This is a genomic window from Kitasatospora sp. NPDC032121 (assembly GCF_055580145.1).
Window position 1 is genome coordinate 158,785 of sequence record NZ_JBVILX010000012.1, and the last position, 19,039, is coordinate 177,823.

General features: G+C 72.9%; 15 protein-coding genes and 1 pseudogene. 12 read left to right on the forward strand and 4 right to left on the reverse strand.

Translation table 11 applies throughout. The features are described 5' to 3' along the window. Positions 1-57: 57 nt before the first annotated feature. The 3 genes from ACZ5OX_RS26600 to ACZ5OX_RS26610 form a co-directional block, all read right to left on the reverse strand. Positions 58-2,265 (reverse strand): ABC transporter ATP-binding protein, encoded by a 2,208-nt coding sequence (locus tag ACZ5OX_RS26600; protein WP_465633567.1) that lies wholly within the window; start codon positions 2,263-2,265, stop codon positions 58-60. A 319-nt stretch (positions 2,266-2,584) separates the two neighbouring features. Next, positions 2,585-2,920: a DUF5132 domain-containing protein gene (locus ACZ5OX_RS26605; RefSeq protein ID WP_465633568.1), complete on the reverse strand. Its 336-nt coding sequence runs from the start codon at positions 2,918-2,920 to the stop codon at positions 2,585-2,587. 221 nt (positions 2,921-3,141) lie between these two features. Next, entirely contained in the window at positions 3,142-3,594 is a 453-nt protein-coding gene (locus ACZ5OX_RS26610) for a hypothetical protein (protein WP_465633570.1), read from the reverse strand. 341 nt (positions 3,595-3,935) lie between these two features. Between ACZ5OX_RS26610 and ACZ5OX_RS26615 the strand changes: the two genes are divergently transcribed. The 8 genes and pseudogenes from ACZ5OX_RS26615 (at position 3,936) to ACZ5OX_RS26650 (ending at position 12,606) form a co-directional block, all read left to right on the forward strand. After that, positions 3,936-5,519, forward strand: a complete 1,584-nt coding sequence (locus tag ACZ5OX_RS26615) for an ABC transporter substrate-binding protein (RefSeq protein ID WP_465633572.1) — start codon at positions 3,936-3,938, stop codon at positions 5,517-5,519. A gap of 14 nt (positions 5,520-5,533) precedes the next feature. Then, the gene (locus ACZ5OX_RS26620) at positions 5,534-6,502 is read left to right on the forward strand and encodes an ABC transporter permease (RefSeq protein ID WP_465633573.1); all 969 of its coding nucleotides are present in this window, start codon (positions 5,534-5,536) and stop codon (positions 6,500-6,502) included. 2 nt (positions 6,503-6,504) lie between these two features. Beyond that, the gene (locus ACZ5OX_RS26625; RefSeq protein ID WP_465633574.1) at positions 6,505-8,370 is read left to right on the forward strand and encodes a dipeptide/oligopeptide/nickel ABC transporter permease/ATP-binding protein; all 1,866 of its coding nucleotides are present in this window, start codon (positions 6,505-6,507) and stop codon (positions 8,368-8,370) included. Next, complete coding sequence (locus tag ACZ5OX_RS26630; protein ID WP_465633576.1) at positions 8,367-9,170, forward strand: ABC transporter ATP-binding protein; 804 nt, start codon at positions 8,367-8,369, stop codon at positions 9,168-9,170. Before ACZ5OX_RS26625 ends, ACZ5OX_RS26630 begins: the two co-directional genes overlap by 4 nt. Then, positions 9,167-9,835, forward strand: a complete 669-nt coding sequence (locus tag ACZ5OX_RS26635) for an NAD(P)/FAD-dependent oxidoreductase (protein WP_465633577.1) — start codon at positions 9,167-9,169, stop codon at positions 9,833-9,835. The genes ACZ5OX_RS26630 and ACZ5OX_RS26635 overlap by 4 nt, the downstream gene beginning before the upstream one ends. Before the next feature lie 686 nt (positions 9,836-10,521). After that, positions 10,522-10,931 (forward strand): annotated as a pseudogene (locus tag ACZ5OX_RS26640) (transposase); the annotation flags it as partial. Then, positions 10,915-11,523 carry a PIG-L deacetylase family protein gene (locus tag ACZ5OX_RS26645; RefSeq protein ID WP_465633578.1) on the forward strand — a complete coding sequence of 203 codons (609 nt, stop codon included), beginning with the start codon at positions 10,915-10,917 and terminating at the stop codon, positions 11,521-11,523. The pseudogene ACZ5OX_RS26640 and the gene ACZ5OX_RS26645, both read left to right, overlap by 17 nt. A gap of 378 nt (positions 11,524-11,901) precedes the next feature. Further along, positions 11,902-12,606, forward strand: coding sequence for an HNH endonuclease (locus ACZ5OX_RS26650; protein WP_465633580.1), 705 nt, complete (start codon positions 11,902-11,904; stop codon positions 12,604-12,606). A gap of 59 nt (positions 12,607-12,665) precedes the next feature. On the opposite strand, the gene ACZ5OX_RS26655 is transcribed toward ACZ5OX_RS26650, so the two are convergent. Continuing rightward, positions 12,666-14,039, reverse strand: coding sequence for an MBL fold metallo-hydrolase (locus ACZ5OX_RS26655; RefSeq protein ID WP_465633581.1), 1,374 nt, complete (start codon positions 14,037-14,039; stop codon positions 12,666-12,668). 315 nt (positions 14,040-14,354) lie between these two features. Between ACZ5OX_RS26655 and ACZ5OX_RS26660 the strand changes: the two genes are divergently transcribed. The 4 genes from ACZ5OX_RS26660 (at position 14,355) to ACZ5OX_RS26675 (ending at position 18,943) form a co-directional block, all read left to right on the forward strand. Beyond that, positions 14,355-14,744, forward strand: a complete 390-nt coding sequence (locus ACZ5OX_RS26660; RefSeq protein ID WP_465633582.1) for a rhodanese-like domain-containing protein — start codon at positions 14,355-14,357, stop codon at positions 14,742-14,744. Next, the gene (locus ACZ5OX_RS26665) at positions 14,741-15,490 is read left to right on the forward strand and encodes a sulfite exporter TauE/SafE family protein (protein ID WP_465633584.1); all 750 of its coding nucleotides are present in this window, start codon (positions 14,741-14,743) and stop codon (positions 15,488-15,490) included. Before ACZ5OX_RS26660 ends, ACZ5OX_RS26665 begins: the two co-directional genes overlap by 4 nt. Before the next feature lie 203 nt (positions 15,491-15,693). After that, positions 15,694-16,260, forward strand: a complete 567-nt coding sequence (locus tag ACZ5OX_RS26670; protein WP_465633585.1) for a rhodanese-like domain-containing protein — start codon at positions 15,694-15,696, stop codon at positions 16,258-16,260. A 247-nt stretch (positions 16,261-16,507) separates the two neighbouring features. Further along, positions 16,508-18,943, forward strand: a complete 2,436-nt coding sequence (locus tag ACZ5OX_RS26675; RefSeq protein WP_465633587.1) for an RICIN domain-containing protein — start codon at positions 16,508-16,510, stop codon at positions 18,941-18,943. The last annotated feature ends 96 nt before the right edge of the window (positions 18,944-19,039 follow it).

Consider the following 19,039-nt stretch of genomic DNA (forward strand, 5'->3'; position numbering starts at 1 on the left):
CCGCGCCGACCGCGGTGGTGTCACGCGGTCGGCGGGCGGGCGCGGTGTTGCTTCTGGTCAGACGGCGAGCTCGCCGGCCTGGAGCCGCCAGAGGGATGCGTAGAGCCCGTGCAGGGCGAGGAGTTCGTCGTGGGTGCCCTGCTCGGCGATGATGCCGCCCTTGTCCATGACGTAGATCCGGTCGGCGTGGCGGACCGTGGAGAGCCGGTGGGCGATGACGACCATCGTCCGGTCGGCGGCGAAGCCGCGGAGGGCGCGCTGGATGGCGGCCTCGGTCTCGTTGTCCACGGCGGAGGTGGCCTCGTCCAGGATCACGACCGGCGCGTCCTTGAGGATCGCCCGGGCCAGGGCGATCCGCTGCCGCTGGCCGCCGGAGAGGGCGGCGCCCCGCTCGCCGATCAGGGTGTCGTAGCCGTGGGGCAGGGTCGAGACGAAGGTGTGCGCCTCGGCCATGGTGGCGGCCTCGACCACGGCCTCGTCGGAGGCCGCGAAGCTGCCGTAGCGGATGTTGTCGGCGATGGTGCCGTCGAAGAGGAACGGGTCCTGGGCGACGAAGCCGACGGTGTTCCGCAGTTCCCGGCGCGACAGGTCGCGTACGTCCCTGCCGTCGAGGAGCACGGTGCCTGACTCCGCGTCCTGGAAGCGCATCAGCAGCTTGGCGACCGTGGTCTTGCCGGAGCCGGTGGCCCCGACGAGGGCGGTGGTCCGCCCGGCCGGGATGGTCAGCGACAGGTCGTCGAGCGCCGGGGGCCGGCCGGGGTAGGCGAAGGTCACCTGGTCGAGGACGATCTCGCCCCGGACCTTCTCGGCGTCGAGCGGTCCGCCGGTTCCCTCCACCTCGACGGGCAGGGCGCGCAGCCGCTGGATCCGGTCGTGGGCGGCGATCGTGCGCTGGTACTGGTCGACGATGCCGCCGAGGCGGTTCATCCGGAAGAGCACCATCTGGGGCAGCCCGATCAGCGGGCTGAACACCTCGAAGCGCAGCGTGCCGTTGAGCACCGAGCGGCCGCCGATCAGCAGGGTGCCGGCCATGGACGCGGTCGTGCAGGCCCGGACGGTCTCGGCGTGGCGGATCGTGCTGCGGTCGGTCTGTCGACTGCTCTCCTGGACCGCCTCGCTCAGATCGTCGATGCGCCCGGCCTCGTAGTCCTCGGTGCAGAAGCTCTTGACGGTGGCGCCGGCCTCCAGAGTGTTGACCAGCTGGCTGTGCAGCCTGGCCCGGTTCTCCCCGGAGACGGCGTAGTCGGCCGCGGCCTTGTCCTGGTAGCGGAGCGACAGCCAGGCGATGACCGGGATGGGCAGGAACGCGATCCAGGCGATCTGCGGCGCCAGCAGCAGGAACACCGGCACCAGGACGGCCAGGCTGGTGCCCGTCTGCAGCACGTCGTTGGCCGAGGTGGCGAAGAAGCTGCCCAGCTGGCCGACGTCCTCGGTGAGCGCACCCGCCACCCGGCTGGTCCGCTCGCCCTCCAGGTGCCGCAGTTCGAGGTGCTGCACATGGGCGTACGTCCGGCTGCGCCAGTCGTGCTCGATGTCCTGGCCGAGCCCGCGCCACTGGAGGTTCGACACGTACGACAGGCCCGCGACGGCGGCGCAGGCGACGGCCACCAGCCCGGCCAGGCCCCAGAGTTGGGCGGAGGCGGTGGTCAGGCCGAGGCGGACCAGCGGTGCGGCCTCGCCCTTGATGAGGACCAGGGCGGTCCAGCCGAGGAATGTCCCGAGCGCCATCTCCACGACCTGGCAGCCGACCGAGGCCGCGGCGGCGCGGTAGAGCCGCCTCCGGTGTGGTCCGACGATCTCCAGCAGGGGATGCTTCTCGGCTCCGGCTCCGGCTCCGGCGCCGTCGAGGTCCCCGACCGCGTCAGCGGCCCGCTGCCAGGCCTTCCGGACGACGGCCGCCGTCGCGGCCGCGACTCCGCCGAGCGCCACCAGCTGCCTGCTCAGCGCCGACCCGCGGATCAGCGCGATGCCGGCCGCGACCCCTCCGCCGACGGCGAGGACCGGCCGCACGACGAGAGCACGGTCCGGCCGCTCGGCCGGGCCGGCGGCGGGTCGCCGCACCGGGGAGGCCGCCCTGGACGGGCCCGCCGAGACCAGGGCGACCGCCCTGCGGACGATCCGGCCCACGTCCGCGGCCCGCACCCGTGCGTCGTGCCGGACGAGGACCCTGCCGGTGACCGGACTCGCCTGCGCCTCGGTGATCCCGGGGACGCGCCGCAGGGCCGCGGCGAGGACTTCGGCCGTCCGGGGCCGTCCGAGCACCATCCTGACGTCCCAGCGTTGACGGCCTGGAATAACCGATCGTGGGCGCACGTCCGAATCCGCGGAGCTGAATCCGGCTGTGGCACCCAGCAGAGATGGCATGTGTACGATCACCTGTTTGCGGAGGTCGCGGATGATCCGTCATCGGGCACGGCGGAACACTGCGACGGCGTGGGAAATCTGACGGGGAAATCCGGAGCTGGACATCCGGACGGGGGAACGCCGCGGTCGACGGACCTGCGGCCCCCACCGCTCGGACACACCTTCCGACACCGGTCGGAACATGCGCCCGGGCGACGAGGTGAAACCGTGGAGCGTGGCGTCAGTGCGCCTTGCCCGCACCCGCGGTCGCGCGGATCCTCGGGGTCCTCGCGTCGCCCTCGGCCCGGTCGGCGGTCTCGTCCTCCCCACCGTTGGGCGCGGGGCTCGCGACGGCCTGGTGACCGTCGCCGTCGACGGCCTGTGCGGCCGCCATGTCAGCGGCCACCTCGGCCGCGAGGTCATGGATGTTCTCGCCGGCCTCGTGGGCTGCCTTCTTCACCTCCATGACGATGCCGACGGACGTCTTGACGACGCCGCGCACCAGCGGCTTGAGGAGTCGCTTGGCCAGTGGCGCGACGATGAGGCCGACCAGGAAGGGCGGTACTACGGGCGGCATGATGCTCCTACCTCTCTACGCAGACGCATGACAGGAACCCCGGGGCAGGGCGAACTCCGGAGCGTGCGCAAGCGGGACGAATAGAAGCACTCGGTTCGGAGTTCTCGGTGTCCCGTGCCGGATCTCCCGCCGGGCCGAATTCCTCGCCGATGAGATCCACCGCCCGATCATTCACACCGTAATAGAGGCGGGTCCATCGAGGCCAAACATTTCGGCGAGTTTCACTCATGCGAGTGCTTCCGACATACCCCCGCTGCCGCGATTACCACATGCCCGATCGGCATATGAGTCGTGTATTTGATTGGCTTATCGCCGACCGCCCCGTCTCTCGCGCCACCCGCCGGCCCAGAGCGGGAAACGGCAGCCGATCGAACCGACCACCCGGGCCGGCTCGCGCAGCAACGACAAGTACCGCTCCACATCAGGCCGTTCAGCGAATCGAAAGGCCGCAGGACCGCATCGGCGTACTCTGCCAGCGGGAACAGCCGGTACGGCGTGGCCGCCGGCGTCAGCCAGTAGCAGCGGTGGAACCGCACTTCCTGCTCGGCCGGCCCGGCGACGAACGCGGCGGTATCGACGTCGACGCCGGACAGCTCCGCACCGTCGAATGCCCGGACCCGGTCCGGCACCTCGGCCGCGAACCGTGCCCGCTCCTCGGCCTCGGCGAGCGACATCCCGGGGAACGTCTCGACCGGAAGGCCCTGGCGCACCCGCAGCAGCGGATCTCGTTCCAGCAGGAACTCCCAGTAGTGGTCGGCCAGTCGACCGACCTCCTCGCCCGGGTCGTTCGCCCTCGTACCCGTGCGGCCAGTGTGGCGCCCGGTCGGCCGCGGTCGCCCGGCCTGCGGAGCCGCAACCGCGCTGTCCCTCGAACGAGTGAGACGACACCGGACCACGGCCGGGCACGCGAAGAGCGAACGGCCACAGCCACCGGCGGTTTCCGCCGTTCGAACCCGTCCACCACACCGTCGACTCGGGCCACTGCCACCGAAATCCCGGTGGCACCATGACGCCCATGTCCCGTCGCCCTCAACACTTGGCCCGGGCGGCCGCCGCCACCGTCGCGGCCGTCGCGCTGGCCGCCTGCGGAGGCGCCGCCCGGTCCTCGACCAGCACACCGCTCGTCGACCACGGGACGGTGCGGATCGCCGCGTCCAGCGAGACGCCGAGCTTCGACCCGTACTCGGCCTTCGGTGCCGCCCAGGCCGCCTACGCCTACGACTCACTGGTCAACCTCGCCCCCGACGGCACGGTGGTCTCCGGCCTGGCCTCGTCCTGGCAGGCCACCACCACCACGGCCAGCTTCACCCTCCGCCCGGGCATCACCTGTTCCGACGGCACCCCCCTCACCGCCTCGGCGGTGGCCCGGGCGCTGACGTACGCGGGCGACCCGGCCAACCAGCTCGCGGGCGCCCAGACCGTCCTCCCCACCGTCCCCTTCACCACGAGCGCCGACGACCGGGCCGGCACGGTGTCCGCCACCACCACCGCGCCCTTCCCGTTCCTCACCCGTACCCTGGGCCTGCTGCCGATCGTCTGCCCCGCCGGCCTGGACCGGCCGCAGTCGCTCGCCCGCGCCACCCAGGGGACCGGCCCGTACGTGCTCACCCGGTACTCCCCCGGCGGGCCCTACGAGTTCATCGTCCGCGAGGGCTACGCCTGGGGGCCCGGCGGAGCGACCACCGCGGCACCCGGCGTGCCGGCCCGGATCGTCCTCTCGGTGGTGCCCCAGGCGTCCACCGCCGCGAACCTGCTGCTCACCGGGGGCATCGACATCGCGGGGGTGAACGGGCCGGACCGCGCCCGGCTCACCGGCCACGGCCTGGCCGCCACCGATGTGGCGACCGTGGTCGGGCTGACCTTCTTCAACCAGCGCCCCGGCCGCCCCCTCGCCGACCCGGCACTGCGCCGGGCCCTGGTGTCCGCCCTCGACCGCCAAGGGCTCGCCAACGTCGCCGTCGGCGGCACCGGTCACCCGGCCGGCGACTTCGGCGCCGAGGGCGCCGTCTGCCACGCCGACCTCGCCGCCGCCAACCTGCCCGCCCAGGACGCCGCCGAGGCCCTGCGCGCCGCCGGCTGGGCCCGCGGGCCGGACGGCCGGCTGACCAAGGACGGCCGACCGCTGCGGCTGCGCCTGATCACCAGCCCCGACCTCGGCCCCACCCTGCCACCCGCCGCCGAGCTGATGGCCCGGACCTGGACGGCGCTCGGCGCGGACGTCAAGCTCGTCACCGAGAGCCTGCCCGCCCTCGTCAACGCCATGTACCAGACCGGCGACTTCGACGTCGTGGTCGGCACCACTCCGGGCTTCGCCCTGCCGGTCGGCTTCATCCCCTTCTTCTCCGGCCCCACCCCCGTCCAGGGCCTCAACTTCGCGGGCGTGCGCAACCCCGAGTACGACGCCCTGGTCGCCCAGGCCCTCCAGGAGAACGACACCGCCGGCTGCGGCACCTGGAACCAGGCCGCCGCCACACTGCTGCGCTCGGCCGACGCCCTGCCGATCGCCGACGGCCGCAGCACCCTGTACGGCCACCGAACCACCTTCGCCACCACCTTCGGCGGCCAGATCGTTCCCACCAGCATCCGGCTGCACCAGTGACCCGGGGGCCCGTCGTGTCCTTCACTCGATTCCTGCGGCACCCGTGGACGGCCTTCCTGGGACGCCGCACCGTCCGGCTGTTCCTGTCCCTCGGGGTCGTGCTCACCGCGTCGTTCGCGATGGTCCGGCTGGTCCCCGGCGACCCGGTCCGCGCCGCCCTCGGCGTCGACGCCGCACCCGCACTCGTGGCCGCCCGCCGGCACCAGCTCGGGCTCGACGCCCCCTTCCTGTCCCAGTTCCGGCACTACCTGGACGGCCTGGCCCACGGTGACCTCGGGACCTCGCTGGTCACCGGCACGCCGGTCGCCGAGCTGGTCCGCACCCGGCTGCCGGCCACCCTGGAGATCGCCGGCCTGGCATTCCTCGTCACCCTGGCGGTCGCCCTGCCTTGCGGGCTGCTCGCCGCCGTCCGCACCCGGGACGGCCGGCACCCGCGCAGCGAGCTGGCGTTCACCGCGCTGACCGCGGGCCTGACCGGGGTACCGGACTTCGTGCTGGCCGCCGGGCTCACCGCGCTGCTGGCCGTCGGCCTCCAACTGTTCCCGGTGGCCGGCGCGGCGGGTGCCGAGTCCTTCGTGCTGCCGGTCCTCGCGCTCGCCCTCGCGCCGACGGCCGTCCTGGTGCGCATCGTCCGGGTGGAGGCGCTGAAGGTGCTGGGCGAGGACTACCTGCGCACCGCCCGCGGCAAACGGCTGTCGCCCGCGCGCCGCTACCTGCGGCACGCGGCTCCCAACATGGCGACCGCCTCGCTCACCGTCGCCGGCAGCCTGCTGCCCGCCATGATCGCCGGCACCGTCCTGGTCGAGAAGGTCTTCGCCTGGCCCGGCATCGGCTCGGCGATGGCCCAGTCCGTGGTCACCCAGGACTACCCGGTGATCCAGGCGATGGTGCTGATCCTGGGCACCGCCGTGCTGCTCTCCGGCCTCCTGGTCGACGTACTGCTGGCCGTGCTCGATCCGCGTTCGACGATCCGGGAGAGCTGAGCATGCGTCTTCCCCTCACGTACCCGCGCTCGCCCATGGCCTGGACCGCCACGGCGATGCTGGCCTCTTTGGTCGTGCTCGCGCTGACCGGGCCGCTCCTCTGGGGGGCGGCCGCGGACCTCCCGGACCCCTCGGCCGTACTCCAAGGGCCTTCCGCGGCGCACCCGTTCGGCACCGACAACCTCGGCCGGGACGTCCTCGCCCGGGTCCTCACGGCCACCCGGCCCTCCCTGCTGTTCGCCCTGGCCGCCACCCTGCTCGGCGCCACCGGCGGTATCCTGCTCGGCGCGGCCACCGCCGTGGTCGGCCACCGCGCCCGCCGGCTGCTCACCGCGCTGATCAACCTGCTGCTCGCCTTCCCCGCGCTGCTGGTCGCGATGTTCCTCGCGGTCGTGTTCGGCGCGGGCGCCGCCGGAGCGGTGCTCGCCCTCGCCGTCGCCGGCGTCCCCGGCTTCGCCCGGCTCGCCCAGACGCTCTCCGCCGCCGTCGCCGGCGCCGACCACCTGGCCGCGGCCCGGGTCCTCGGCCTGCGCCGGCACCGGCTGCTGTGGCGGCACGTCCTGCCGAACATCGCCGAACCGCTGCTGCTGGCCACCACCACGGCCGCGGGCACCGCCCTCGTCGCGCTCGCCGGGCTGAGCTTCCTCGGCCTGGGCGTCCAACCGCCCGACTACGACTGGGGGCAGCTCCTCAATCAGGGACTCGACCGCATCTACGCCGACCCCTTGCCCGCCCTCGCACCCGGTCTGGCGGTCCTCTACGCGGCGGTGACGTTCCAACTGCTCGGCGAGGTCCTGGCCGGCGGCGTCGCCCGGCGCACCCCGGCACCCCGTACGCCCCCACATCCGGCCGCGCCGAGCGGGCCCGCCGACGACGAACTCGTGCTCCAGGTGGAGGATCTCGACATCGAACTGCCCACCCCCGACGGACCGATCCGCCCGGTCAGGGGCGTGAGCCTGTCACTGCGGCCCGCCGAGATCGTCGGGCTCGTCGGCGAGTCCGGCTCCGGCAAGTCGCTCACCGCACTCGCCGTCGCCGACCTGCTCCCGTACGGCGCCCGGGTGTCCCGGCGCACCCTTCACGTGGCCGGCGCCGACCTTGCCGCCATGACGCCGAAGGAGCGCGACCGCCACCTCGCGACCCGCCTGGCGATGATCTTCCAGAACCCGGCCTCCGCGCTCAACCCCGCGCTCCGGGTCTCCACCCAGCTCACCGAGATCGTCCGGACCCACCGCGGCGCGAGCCGTACTCAGGCGCTGCTGGAGGCCTCCGACGCGCTGCGCCGGGTCGCCCTCCCCCCGACCGTACTGCGCGCGCGCCCACACGAGCTGTCCGGCGGTCAGCGCCAGCGCGTGATGATCGCCGCCGGGCTGATGGTCCGTCCGGGACTGATCATCGCCGACGAGCCGACCACCGCGCTCGACGTCACCGTGCAACGGCAGATCGTCGGGCTGCTGTCCGAGATCCGGCGGGACACCTCCGCCGCGATCCTGTTCATCAGCCATGACGTCGCGCTGGTGGGCGAGTTCTGCGACCGCGTCCTGGTGATGTACGCGGGTACCGTCGTCGAGACCCTGCCCGCCGACCGCCTCGCCGACAGCGCCCGGCACCCCTACACCCGGGCCCTGGTCGCCTCGGCACCGGACCTCGCCGCGGACCGCGACCGGCCGCTGCCCACGGTGCAGGGCGCACCGCCCGACCCGCTCGCACCCGTGGCGGGGTGCCCGTTCGAGCCCCGCTGCCCGCGCCGCCGGGACCACTGCGCCGAGCAGACCCCACCGTTGGAGGACCTCGCCGCCGGCCACCGGGTCGCGTGCTGGTACCCGCTGCCGGTGGCGGCCGACCCGGAGACGGTGGTCGTGTCATGACCAGCCTTCAGCTGACCGGCCTCACCGTCCGCCACCCCGGTCCGCGCGGCCCGGTCACCGCCGTGGACGGCGTCTCGCTGGAGGTCCCGTCCGGCACCACGCTCGGGCTGGTGGGCGAGTCCGGCTCCGGCAAGTCGACCCTGGCCCGCGCGATCGTCGGCCTCGCTCCCGTGCACGCCGGCCGGGTCCTGCTCGACGGCCGGGAGGCCCGTGCCCGCACCGTCCGCGACCGTCGCCGGCTCGGCCGCCTGGTCCAGGTCGTCCTCCAGGACCCGGACACCGCGCTGGACCCCCGCATGACGGTCCGCCAGACACTCGTCGAGGCGGCCACCGTCCTCCGTCGGCTCGACCGGCCCGCCCGCGCCGAGCGCGTCACCGAGCTGCTCGAACTCGTCGGCCTGGCCCCCCGGCTCGCCGACCGCCTGCCGCGCCAACTGTCCGGCGGCCAGCGCCAACGGGTCGCCATCGCCCGCGCCCTGGCCGTCGAACCCGGACTGCTGATCGCCGACGAGATCACCTCGGCGCTCGACGTCTCGGTGCAGGCCGCCGTCCTCAACACCATCCGTGACCTCCAGCGGCGGCTCGGCCTGTCCATGCTGTTCATCGGCCACAACCTGCCCGCCGTCTGCCACGTCTCCGACGTCGTGGCAGTCATGCGGCACGGGCGGATCGTCGAGACCGCCCCCACCGAAGTCCTCCTGCGCGCCCCGCAGCACCCTTACACTCAAACACTGCTCGCCGCCGTGCCGAGCCTGCGCACCCCGCCGCCCGCGCCCGCTCCCGAGGAGGAGCCGCCATGACCGCCGGACGACCGGACGCCGTGGCGGTCGGAGCCGGGGTGATCGGATCGGCCATCGCCCTCGAACTCGCCCGCGCCGGACGGCAGGTGGTAGTCGTGGAAAAGGCGGGCGCCGTCGGCCACGGCTCCACCAGCGCCTCCAGCGCGATCATCCGCTTCAACTACTCCACCTTCGCGAGCGTCGCCACCGCCTGGGAGGCGCAGCACCTCTGGACGTCCTGGGCCGACCACCTGCGGCTCTCCGCCCGTCGTCCGCTCGCCGCCTTCCACCGCACCGGAGCCGTGCTGCTGGACTCCCCGACCGTCCCGCCGTCCGAGGCCGCCGCCCTGCTCAACCGCGCCGGCGTCCCGTACGAGCGCTGGGACGCTGCGACGCTGCGCGGGCGCCTCCCCGGGATCGACCCCGGGCGGTACTGGCCACCGAAGCCGGTGGACGACGACGCGTTCTTCGCCGATCCGTCCCACGAGCTCGGCGCCCTGTTCACGCCCGACGCCGGGTACGTCGACGACCCGCAGCGCGCCGCCCAGAACCTCGCGGACGCGGCATTCGAGCAGCCGGAGGAGGATCGTTGCTGTCAAGAATGCGCCGTCGGTCTTCCAGGCCGCGACTTCCGGCCATCGGGCCATTCCTGCGACTGTGCGCCAGCAAACTGGGTGGGCCGGTGAATCCGCCGGACGACTTGACGAAGGGACTGGTTTCCTTGCGCCAAAAGAAGTGGGCGACTATGACCGGTGCCGTGCTCTTCGCGGCTATGGCACTGAGCGGCTCGGCAACAGCGGCACCGGCGGGCGCGCCTTCCACGGCCTCCGAGTGCGGTAGTGCGTTCTATTCGAGTATTGGCGAGGGGCACGCCTGGATCCGGTACTGCGACAACAAGACGTGGGCGTGGGCCGACGTGACGGATGACAAGGCGGACGGCAGGTGTCCGAGGCTGACAGCCCAGCTGATGTCCGGCGGGTACGTGCACTCCGCGGGAGTGGGCCCGAAGGGCTCGACCCAGTACCGGGAGGTCAGGGCTCCTGCCGGCAACCCGATCTACGTGGCGGGGCTCAGCTGGGTCAGCTGCTGATTCCCTGAGCGCGTCTTCAGCACCGTACTGGCTTGTACCAGGAGCATCGAAAATCGGTGGGTGAGGCCGTTCACCTTGTGCCTCCAGGGCGATACGGGCCTCGTGGTGTCTTCCGTTGAGGACGCGAGCGTGACCACGCTCGCGTCCTCAACGTCCTATTAGCCTCGGGCTTTCACGGGGCGATGATCTGACTACTGGTGAAAACACAGGAGAGTTCCTCTGACCTGGGACGATTGGGCTTGTCTAGGGTCCAGTCGCCGCAGTGGAAGAAGCACTCTCCAAGTGAAGAAGCGTAGTGGGTTATATCCGCGCGTGCTGGTGCGGGGCGGTGGTGCCGGTGCCGTGTCGCAGGCCGGTGGTGTGCTGCTGGTGGAGGCAGCCCGCCGGATCGGCCTGGATTCCGCACTGTCGGCGGCTCTGGAGCCGTGGCGCAAGCCCCGGGCCGTGCACGATCCCGGCAAGGTCCTGCTCGATCTCGCCCTGGTAGTCGCGCTCGGCCGGGACTGCCTGTCCGATGTGGGGATGCTGCGGGCCGAGCCCGCCCTGTTCGGGCCGGTCGCGTCCGACCCGACCGTCTCCCGGCTGGTCGGCACGCTCGCCGCCGCCGGCCCCGTGCGCTTGCCGCCCTTCGGCGGGCTCGGGCCGAAGTCCGCGAGCGGGTCAGGAAACTGGCCGGTGACGCGGCGCCGAACGGGGCGGCGAGGTGGTCGTGGGGACGACGCCGAACGGTGGGCCGGCGCCACCCTCGCACTCCACGCCAGGTACGCCGCGGTCACCATCGCCGTCCCACACCGCGACGAAGTCCGCGACGCCGAGGCCCACAAGGGCGCTGCAACCCTCGGCGCCGACCTGCGCCAGGTCCCCCGGCTCGACCACGCTTGCCTGCAGCAACTGCTGCTGGAGAAGCGGCCGGAGATCGTCATCACCCACCTGCTCAACGATGTCCACCCCGAACACCGAGCCGTCGCCGCCACCGTGCTGGCAGCCGTCCCCGAGCCCCGGATCGCCACCGGCCGTCCGAGCCGCTACTACAGCTGCGACACCTACAACTCCCTCACCCTCGACGGACCGGTCCGCGCAGACGTGATCGTGGACGCCACCGCGACCTTCGACACCAAGATGGCCGCGCTGCGCGAGCACGCGAGCCAGCCGATTGAGCAGCACTTCGGCCCCATGGCCGAGACCCTCGGCAGGCTCTGGGGCGCCCGCATCGGCGCCCGGTACGCGGAGGCGTTCACCGCCGTGCCGATCCTCGGCTGCCTGCCCGGCGCCACCCACCTGTGACCTGCCGCGCTCCGCGGCCACCCGTCAACTCACCCCGAGGGATGACCCATGACGTCCATACCCGTGCACGGGGAAGAACACGGGCAAGCCACGACTGGCCTGCTGATTCGCAGAAAGAGCGAAACACCAGCGCCGGGGAAGCATCGGTGGAGAGCTGTGACGGCCCCGTGACGAACCTGCAGCGCCGCGCTCCGAGGCTTCACCCCACACGTTCCTGCGCCTCGACCGCCTGGCCATCTCGGTGATCACTGGCGATCGCACCCTCGTCGCTTTGAGACGTTTCCATTCACAAATGATCTCTATACGGATCATTGTCAGTGGCGCCAGCTAGCCTCCAGCAACTTCGGATTGATGCAACATCGGAGAGGCGAGTCACTCATGGCACCCCAAGCAACCCTTCGTCGCGGCACGCGGCGTATCCAACACACGTACGTCTGGTTGGCAACCCTCAGTGGCAACGAGGGCAGGTGCACCTACTGCAGTACGGAGCGCGCGACGACGTTGGATCACGAGACGCCGGTCGCGGACGAGGGTGCGGACGTCTGGTGGAACTTTATCCCCGCCTGCAAACCCTGCAATGACTGGAAGGGAAAGCGCACGACGAAGCGGTGGTTCACGGACCAGAAGCTCCACCGCGAGCGACCAGAGGTCGGCTTCGACACCCGCATGATGCCGACGCGGATGGCTCTCGGGTTCGAGGCCCGAGTGGAGAAGGTCAGGCGCGAGTTGCGGAACACCGACCGCCGCGACTGGTTCCGGCACCATTTCGGAACGGCACGACACCGGAACAAGGAGGAGATGTGGGAGTGGTTTGCGGAGTGCGAGGCGATGCTGGCTCGGTATCCGTTCAAACCGTGGACCACGCCGAACGTCGGATCGGAGTCTGCCGACCAGTGCCATCGCCGCATGTGCTGCGGCTGGCGGCACCCCGATGCCACCGCCATCAGGGCGGTGATCCTCCCGCAGGAGCAGCGTGCCTCCTTCACACGCGCCGCCTTCGCCGCCGGCTTGTCCGAGGGATACCTTGTTGCGACGCTCATCCGTGAGCATTTGCGGCGCGCTGGAATCCCCGAACAGCGCTGACAGTAGATTCGCGCACACGGTGCGCCGGGCGGCCCCAGCGCACCGTCTCGCGAGGGGATTCAAGCCTCCGGGGTGGTCTCCCAGGCGCCGTAGCCGCCGATGAGGTCGTAGGTGTGCTGGTGGCCGTGGTGGCGCAGGAGGCTGGCGGCGATGGAGGAGCGGCTGCCGCCGGCGCAGTGGAGGACGAGGGGGCGGTCGGTGGGCAGTTCGGTGTGGCGGGTGGGGAGTTCGGCGAGGGGAAGGTGGATCGAGCCGGGGATGGCGCCGTTCTCGCGCTCGCCGGCGCCACGGACGTCGACGACCAACGGGGGCTGGGCGCCGGCGAGTTCGGCGCGCAGGGTGTGGACGGTGAGGCGGGCGCCCTGGCGCATCAGTTCGGGGTTGGCGAGGAAGAGGTCCTCGGGGTCGGCGAGGTAGCCGGCGACCTTGTCGAAGCCGATCCGGGCGAGGCGGGTGACGAGTTCGGCTCCGCGCTCCTCGGGGGCGATGACCAGCAGTTCGCGGTCGGGCGTGAGGACGGTGCCGGACTGTTCGGCGAAGCGTCCGTCGGCGGGGATGTTGAAGGACTGGGCGAGGTGCCCGGCGGCGAAGGCGGCCGGGTCGCGGCCGTCGACCACCAGGGCGCCCTCGGCGCGAAGGTGCAGGAACTCGGTGCCGGTCAGGGCGCGGACGGCGGACGGGTCGAAGAGTTCGCGCTCGCGGCGGTTGAGGTCGGCGTCGTAGCCGAAGTAGCCGGGGGCGGTGGGCTGGCCGTCGGTGACCAGGGCGACGAAGGTGGCCTCGTTCATCGGGGCGCAGGCGTAGTTGGTGGCGCGCTCGCGGCCGATGGTGGACTGGCGGTCGGTGGACAGGTTCTTGCCGCACGCCGAGCCCGCGCCATGGGCGGGGAAGACCAGGGTCTCGTCGGGCAGGCCCATCAGCTTGCGGTGCACGCTGTCGTACAGCATCGCGCCGAGTTCACCGGCGGTCACGCCGGCCGAGGCGAGCAGGTCGGGGCGGCCGACGTCGCCGATGAACAGGGCGTCGCCGGTGAGCACGCCGTAGGGGACGGTGTCGTCGGGCTGCTCGAAGACCAGGATGCTGATCGACTCGGGCGTGTGCCCGGGGGTCTCCATGATCTGGAGGGTGACGTCGCCCAGCTCGATCCGCTCGCCGTCGGCGAGCTTGCGGATCGGGTAGTCGGTCTCCGCGCGCCGGCCGTAGCCGATCCAGGCGCCGGTGCGGTCGGCCAGCTCCAGATGGCCGGCCAGGAAGTCGGCGTGGAAGTGGGTGTTGATGACCGCCTCGACGGTGAAGCCGTGGGCCTCGGCGTCGGCGACGTACTCGTCCACGTCACGGCGCGGGTCGACCACGACCGCGCGGCCGGTGCGCTCGTCGGCGATCAGGTACGAGGCCTGGGAGAGGCAGTCGAGGTAGAACTGGCCGAAGTACACGGGGAACCCTCCTGGGCGGAGTGGGGCGCCACAGCGCCGTCTTGATACCCCCCACGGTATATTTCCGAGCATACGGCTTCGGAAGCCGATACGGGCGGGGGTATGCCGAACGATTTCGATAATACCCCCCGGGGTACTATGGTGGAGACATCGAGGGAGAACGGCCGCCGCCGCACCCGGGCATCGAGCCAGGTCGGGCGGGGCCGAGGACGCGCCGGTCACACCTCCGCACCGGGCCACCGGGCCCGTACGGACGCCCGCGCCACCCCTGATCCGCCGGACCACGCAGTCCGGTCTGCACCACTGGAGAACCGCATGTCTTTGCTGCCGCACGCCCACGGGTCCGACGCCCACGGACACAGCACCCCCGGGCAGACCACCCCCGCCGAGGCCCACGAGCTCGCCCGCACCGGCGCCGCCGTGCTGCTCGACGTCCGGGAGGCCGCCGAGTTCACCGCCGGGCACGCCCCCGGCTCACTGCACCAGCCGCTGATCGGGCTGGTCGCCGGCGTCCCGCTGCCGCCCGAGGCGGCCGGTCGGACCGTGCTGGCGATCTGCCGCTCCGGCAACCGCTCCCAGCGGGCGGCGGAGCTGCTCGCGCAGCGCGGCGTCCAGGTGCTGAACGTGGCCGGCGGCATGAACGCCTGGGCGCTGGCCGGGCTGCCGGTCATCACGCCTGGTGGCGGCGCCGGGCACGTGATATGACCACGCTGCTCCTGGCGCTCGCCGCCGGTGCGGTCGTCGGGCTCGCGCTGGGCGGGCTGGGCGGCGGCGGCAGCATGCTCGCCGTCCCCGCCCTGGTCTACCTGCTGGGCTTCAGCCCGGCGCTGGCCACCACGGCCAGCCTGGTGATCGTCGCCGCGACCTCGCTCACCGGGCTGCTCGCCCACGCCCGGGCGGGCCGGGTCCGCTGGCGCACCGGCGCGCTGTTCGCCGCCGCCGGACTACCCCTCGCCATGGCCGCCGGGGCGTTGTCCACCCATCTGCCGAGCGCGCTGCTGACCGGCGCCTTCGCGGTGCTGGCGGCGCTCGCGGCCTGGCGGATGCTGATGCCGCCCAAGGTCCAGGCGCAGGAACGTTCCGCCGCAGGAGTCGGCCGCTCCACGGCGGCGGGCGCCGGGCTCGGCGCCGTCACCGGACTGCTCGGCGTCGGCGGCGGCTTCCTCGCCGTACCGGCCCTGGTCTCGGTGCTCGCCTTCACCATGGCCGAGGCGGTCGGCACCAGCCTGCTGGTCATCAGCGCCAACTCGCTCGCCGCCCTGCTGCCCCGCCTCGGGGCGACCGGCGCCATCGACTGGGCCGTCGCCGCGCCCTTCACCGGCGCCGCGATCCTCGGCGCCTGGGACGGCAAGCGGCTGGCCGACAAGCTCAGCGGGCGCACCCTCCAGAGGGCCTTCGCCGTCGCCCTGCTCGGCGTCGCCGCACTGATGCTGATCACCGCGCTGGCCTGATCACCACGCCGACCTGATCACCGCCCTGATCACCACGCTGGCCTGATCACCACGCCGCACTGATCACCGCCCTGATCACCACGCCGACCTGATCACCGCGCTGAGCTGAACCACGGCGAGCCCGGCCACAGCGCCGGGCACCCCCCGACCTCATCCCCATCCCCACCGCTATCCCCCACCCCACCCGAGAGGACCCGCACTCCATGACCACGCCGCTGACCGTCGAACAGCTCCAGCCCCGCCTCGGGCAGCTCACCCTCATCGACGTCCGCTCCCCCGGCGAGTACGCCGCCGGCCACATCCCCGGCGCCCTGAACGTCCCGCTCGACCAGCTCGACCGCGCCCTGCCCGCACTGCGCGAGGCCGCCGGGCACGGCGAGATCGCCGTGGTCTGCGCCGCCGGGCCGCGCGCCGACAGCGCCTGCCGGCAGCTGGCCGACGCCGGCGTCCCGACCCTCACCCTGACCGGCGGCACCAACGCCTGGGCGACCGCCGGCCGGCCGCTGGACCAGGTGGCGGGCGCCCGCCGGGTGTGGGCGCTGGACCGCCAGGTCCGCATGGTGGCCGGCTCGCTGGTGCTGGCCGGTGTGCTGGTCGACCTCGCCCTGCCGGGTGCCCGCTGGGTCTCCGCGGCCGTCGGCGGCGGGCTGGCGTTCTCCGCGCTGTCCAACACCTGCGCGATGGGCTCGATGCTCTCCAAGCTCCCGTTCAACCGGCCCCGCCCGGGCGCGCCGAGCCTGGACCAGACGCTCGCGAAGCTGAAGCGCTGATCCCGGCGCTCTCGTACGTGGAGGCCCCTGCCCACCCCCGTCGGGCAGGGGCCTCCACCTCTTCTCCCGGTCACCTCCAGGAAGCCGTCACCAACCTCCAGGAAGTCGTCACCGCGCATCCCGTTGACGCGACCGGACCAAGGATGTGAAATGTCACCCATCACATGCGACGCATCATAGCCCGCATCTCGCGGATTTGAACGTTCAAAGACCATCGGCCCACCCCCCGACCGGAGGTAGCTCCGCCATGCCGCCCCGCCCCCGCGCCTTACCCACCGGTCTCGCCCTGCTGGCCGTCCTCACCGCCCAGGCCCTCGGCACCGCCCCGGCCCAGGCGGCCACCGGCACGCCGCTCGTCGACGGCGGGAGCTACCTCCTCGGCTCCGCCCTGGACGGCTCCTGCCTCGGCCCGCAGTACGCCCAGGCCGCCCCCGGCACCCCGGTGGTCGGCGCGGCCTGCGGGCGACTGCTCAGCCAGCGCTGGCAGCTGCACCGCACCGGCGGCGACTACCTGCTGGTCAACGCCGCCGACGGCCGCTGCCTCACCCTCGGCGGCACGGACCGCCGCCCCGCCACCGCCGACTGCGGCACCTCCCCCGAGGCCGAGCGCTTCACCGTCTCCCGCGCGCCGCAGGGCACCTACACCCTCACCGTCCGCGGCACCGGAGCCTGCCTGACCGCCGACCCCGCCCCGGTGGACCACCACTGCGACCACCGCCCCGCCCACCGCTGGACGCTCACCCGCACCGAGCCGCTGGTGCTCGCCGACCCCGGCTTCGAGCAGAACCGCCAGGGCGAGGCCGCCACCGGCCGCACGGCCACCGACGGCACCGCCGCCACCCAGGGCACCGCCGCCACCGACGGCTGGACCTTCACCGCCCACACCGGCACCGCCACCAACAACCCCCACGGCGGCAGCCGCCTCGCCTACCTCGACGCCGGCCCCGGCTACGCGGTGAGCCAGCAGGTGACCGCCGTCACCGCGGGCTCCTACGACCTGTCCGCCTGGATCGCGACGGGCGGCGCCGGCGGCAGCTTCTCGGTGAGCGTCAACGGCGCCGTGGTGCGCTCCCTCCCGCTGCCCGAGCAGTCCACCTACGCGAAGTACACCCTCCCCCGGGTGCCGGTCGCCCCCGGTGACCGGCTGACCCTCACCATCGGCTCCTCCCCCACCGGCTGGGTCAACGTGGACGACGCCGCCGTCGCGCCGTCCGCCCCCAACGACCCGGTGATCAGCTCCTCCGATCCCGAGGTCGTCGCCCTCTTCGACTGGGCCAAGACCAAGGCCAACAGCTGGGTGCAGCAGGCCGGCACCACCGGCGTCCGCGACCAGGACGAGAACCACCCCGGCGGCACCGGCACCACCACCTACGACGCCACCTACTGGGCCGGCTACCCGTTCCGGTCCGCCTTCTACAGCCGCGACTTCGCCCACCAGCTGACCGGCGCCCACCTGCTCGGCCTGGACGCCGAGAACAAGACCATGCTGCGCGGCTTCGCCGCCTCCGCCACCGAGGCCAACCGGCTCTACCCGGTCTGGGCGCTCAACCTCGACGCCCGCAACTACGCCGCCATCGACTACCGCGGCCCGGACCGCTTCGTCCGCGAGCTGCCCGCGCCGTTCGAACTCGTCCAGCAGGCCGGCGAGGCCTACCGCTGGACGGGCGACCGCGACTACGCCGAGGACCCGGGCCTCGGCCGGTACGTCCGCAACACCCTCGGCCCGTTCATCGCCGGCCACCCCGGCCCGGTCGACAACGGCGGGGTGCCGATCCCCCAGGCCACCAGCCGCTCCATCTTCGCCGGCACCGCCAGCTACGCCGAGAACGCCACCCGCACCTACGCCGAGGCGGGCGACGCGGTCGGCTCCCAGTACCAGGCCTACCTCGCCGCCGCCACGCTGGCCGACGCCCGGGGCGACGCCGCTGCCGCCACCGACTACCGGAAGGCCGCCGACCGGCTGCGTACTTACGTCAACTCCACCTGGAGCGTGGACGGTTCACAGCCCGGCGAGGTCGTGCACGGCTACGACACCACCGGCAAGCCGATCACCGGCTGGGGCTACGAGGCGAGCGTGCTGATGCCGGTCAAGCGGCTGCTCGACCCGGGCCCGCGCCGGGACGCCCAGCTGGCCGCCATCGACGCCGCCGACTCCGGCCCGGAGCGCTCCGCCAACCTGGAGGCCTACACCTACCTGCCGGACGCCTTCTTCGCCGGCCACGACGGCACCACCGCCTGGAAGTGGATGCGGCACGTCTACGAGAGCACCGGCGAGCCGCACGCCAGCGGCGCGATGCTGAACGGCGACTACCCCGAGGTCCCGTTCACCCTGCTGGCCCAGACCGTCCAGGGGCTGCTCGGCGTCACTCCCGACGCCGCCGGGCACGCGCTCGCCACCACCCCTCAGCTGCCCGCCTCCATGGGCTGGCTCCAGGTCGCGGGCATCCCGGTGGGCGACGGCACGGTGACCGTCCGCCACGACGGCGCGCAGCGCAGCACCGTCACCAACACCGGTACCGGGCGGCTCACTTGGGAGGCCCGCTTCCCCGGGCGGCACGCCCGGATCACCGTCGACGGCGAGCAGCGCGAGGCCCGCGTCACGACCGTCGACGGCGTGACCTACACCACCGCCACCGTGACGCTCACCCCCGGCCGCTCCGCGACCGCGACCGTCACCGACTGACCCCCACACCGCACCACCGCGGCCGGCCGGCCCCACCCGGCCGGCCGCGCTGTCCCTGAGACTACCCTGACGCACCGTCACATCTCCCCCACCCTC

What these genes read in the sequence shown, in the direction of transcription:
- ACZ5OX_RS26625 (WP_465633574.1), top strand. Translation starts at nt 6,505, where the DNA reads ATGCGTCTTCCCCTCACGTACCCGCGCTCGCCCATGGCCTGGACCGCC.
- ACZ5OX_RS26675 (WP_465633587.1), top strand. Translation starts at nt 16,508, where the DNA reads ATGCCGCCCCGCCCCCGCGCCTTACCCACCGGTCTCGCCCTGCTGGCC.
- ACZ5OX_RS26665 (WP_465633584.1), top strand. Translation starts at nt 14,741, where the DNA reads ATGACCACGCTGCTCCTGGCGCTCGCCGCCGGTGCGGTCGTCGGGCTC.
- ACZ5OX_RS26615 (WP_465633572.1), top strand. Translation starts at nt 3,936, where the DNA reads ATGTCCCGTCGCCCTCAACACTTGGCCCGGGCGGCCGCCGCCACCGTC.
- ACZ5OX_RS26605 (WP_465633568.1), bottom strand. Translation starts at nt 2,920, where the DNA reads ATGCCGCCCGTAGTACCGCCCTTCCTGGTCGGCCTCATCGTCGCGCCA.
- ACZ5OX_RS26650 (WP_465633580.1), top strand. Translation starts at nt 11,902, where the DNA reads ATGGCACCCCAAGCAACCCTTCGTCGCGGCACGCGGCGTATCCAACAC.
- ACZ5OX_RS26600 (WP_465633567.1), bottom strand. Translation starts at nt 2,265, where the DNA reads ATGGTGCTCGGACGGCCCCGGACGGCCGAAGTCCTCGCCGCGGCCCTG.
- ACZ5OX_RS26630 (WP_465633576.1), top strand. Translation starts at nt 8,367, where the DNA reads ATGACCAGCCTTCAGCTGACCGGCCTCACCGTCCGCCACCCCGGTCCG.
- ACZ5OX_RS26670 (WP_465633585.1), top strand. Translation starts at nt 15,694, where the DNA reads ATGACCACGCCGCTGACCGTCGAACAGCTCCAGCCCCGCCTCGGGCAG.
- ACZ5OX_RS26635 (WP_465633577.1), top strand. Translation starts at nt 9,167, where the DNA reads ATGACCGCCGGACGACCGGACGCCGTGGCGGTCGGAGCCGGGGTGATC.
- ACZ5OX_RS26610 (WP_465633570.1), bottom strand. Translation starts at nt 3,594, where the DNA reads ATGTCGCTCGCCGAGGCCGAGGAGCGGGCACGGTTCGCGGCCGAGGTG.
- ACZ5OX_RS26660 (WP_465633582.1), top strand. Translation starts at nt 14,355, where the DNA reads ATGTCTTTGCTGCCGCACGCCCACGGGTCCGACGCCCACGGACACAGC.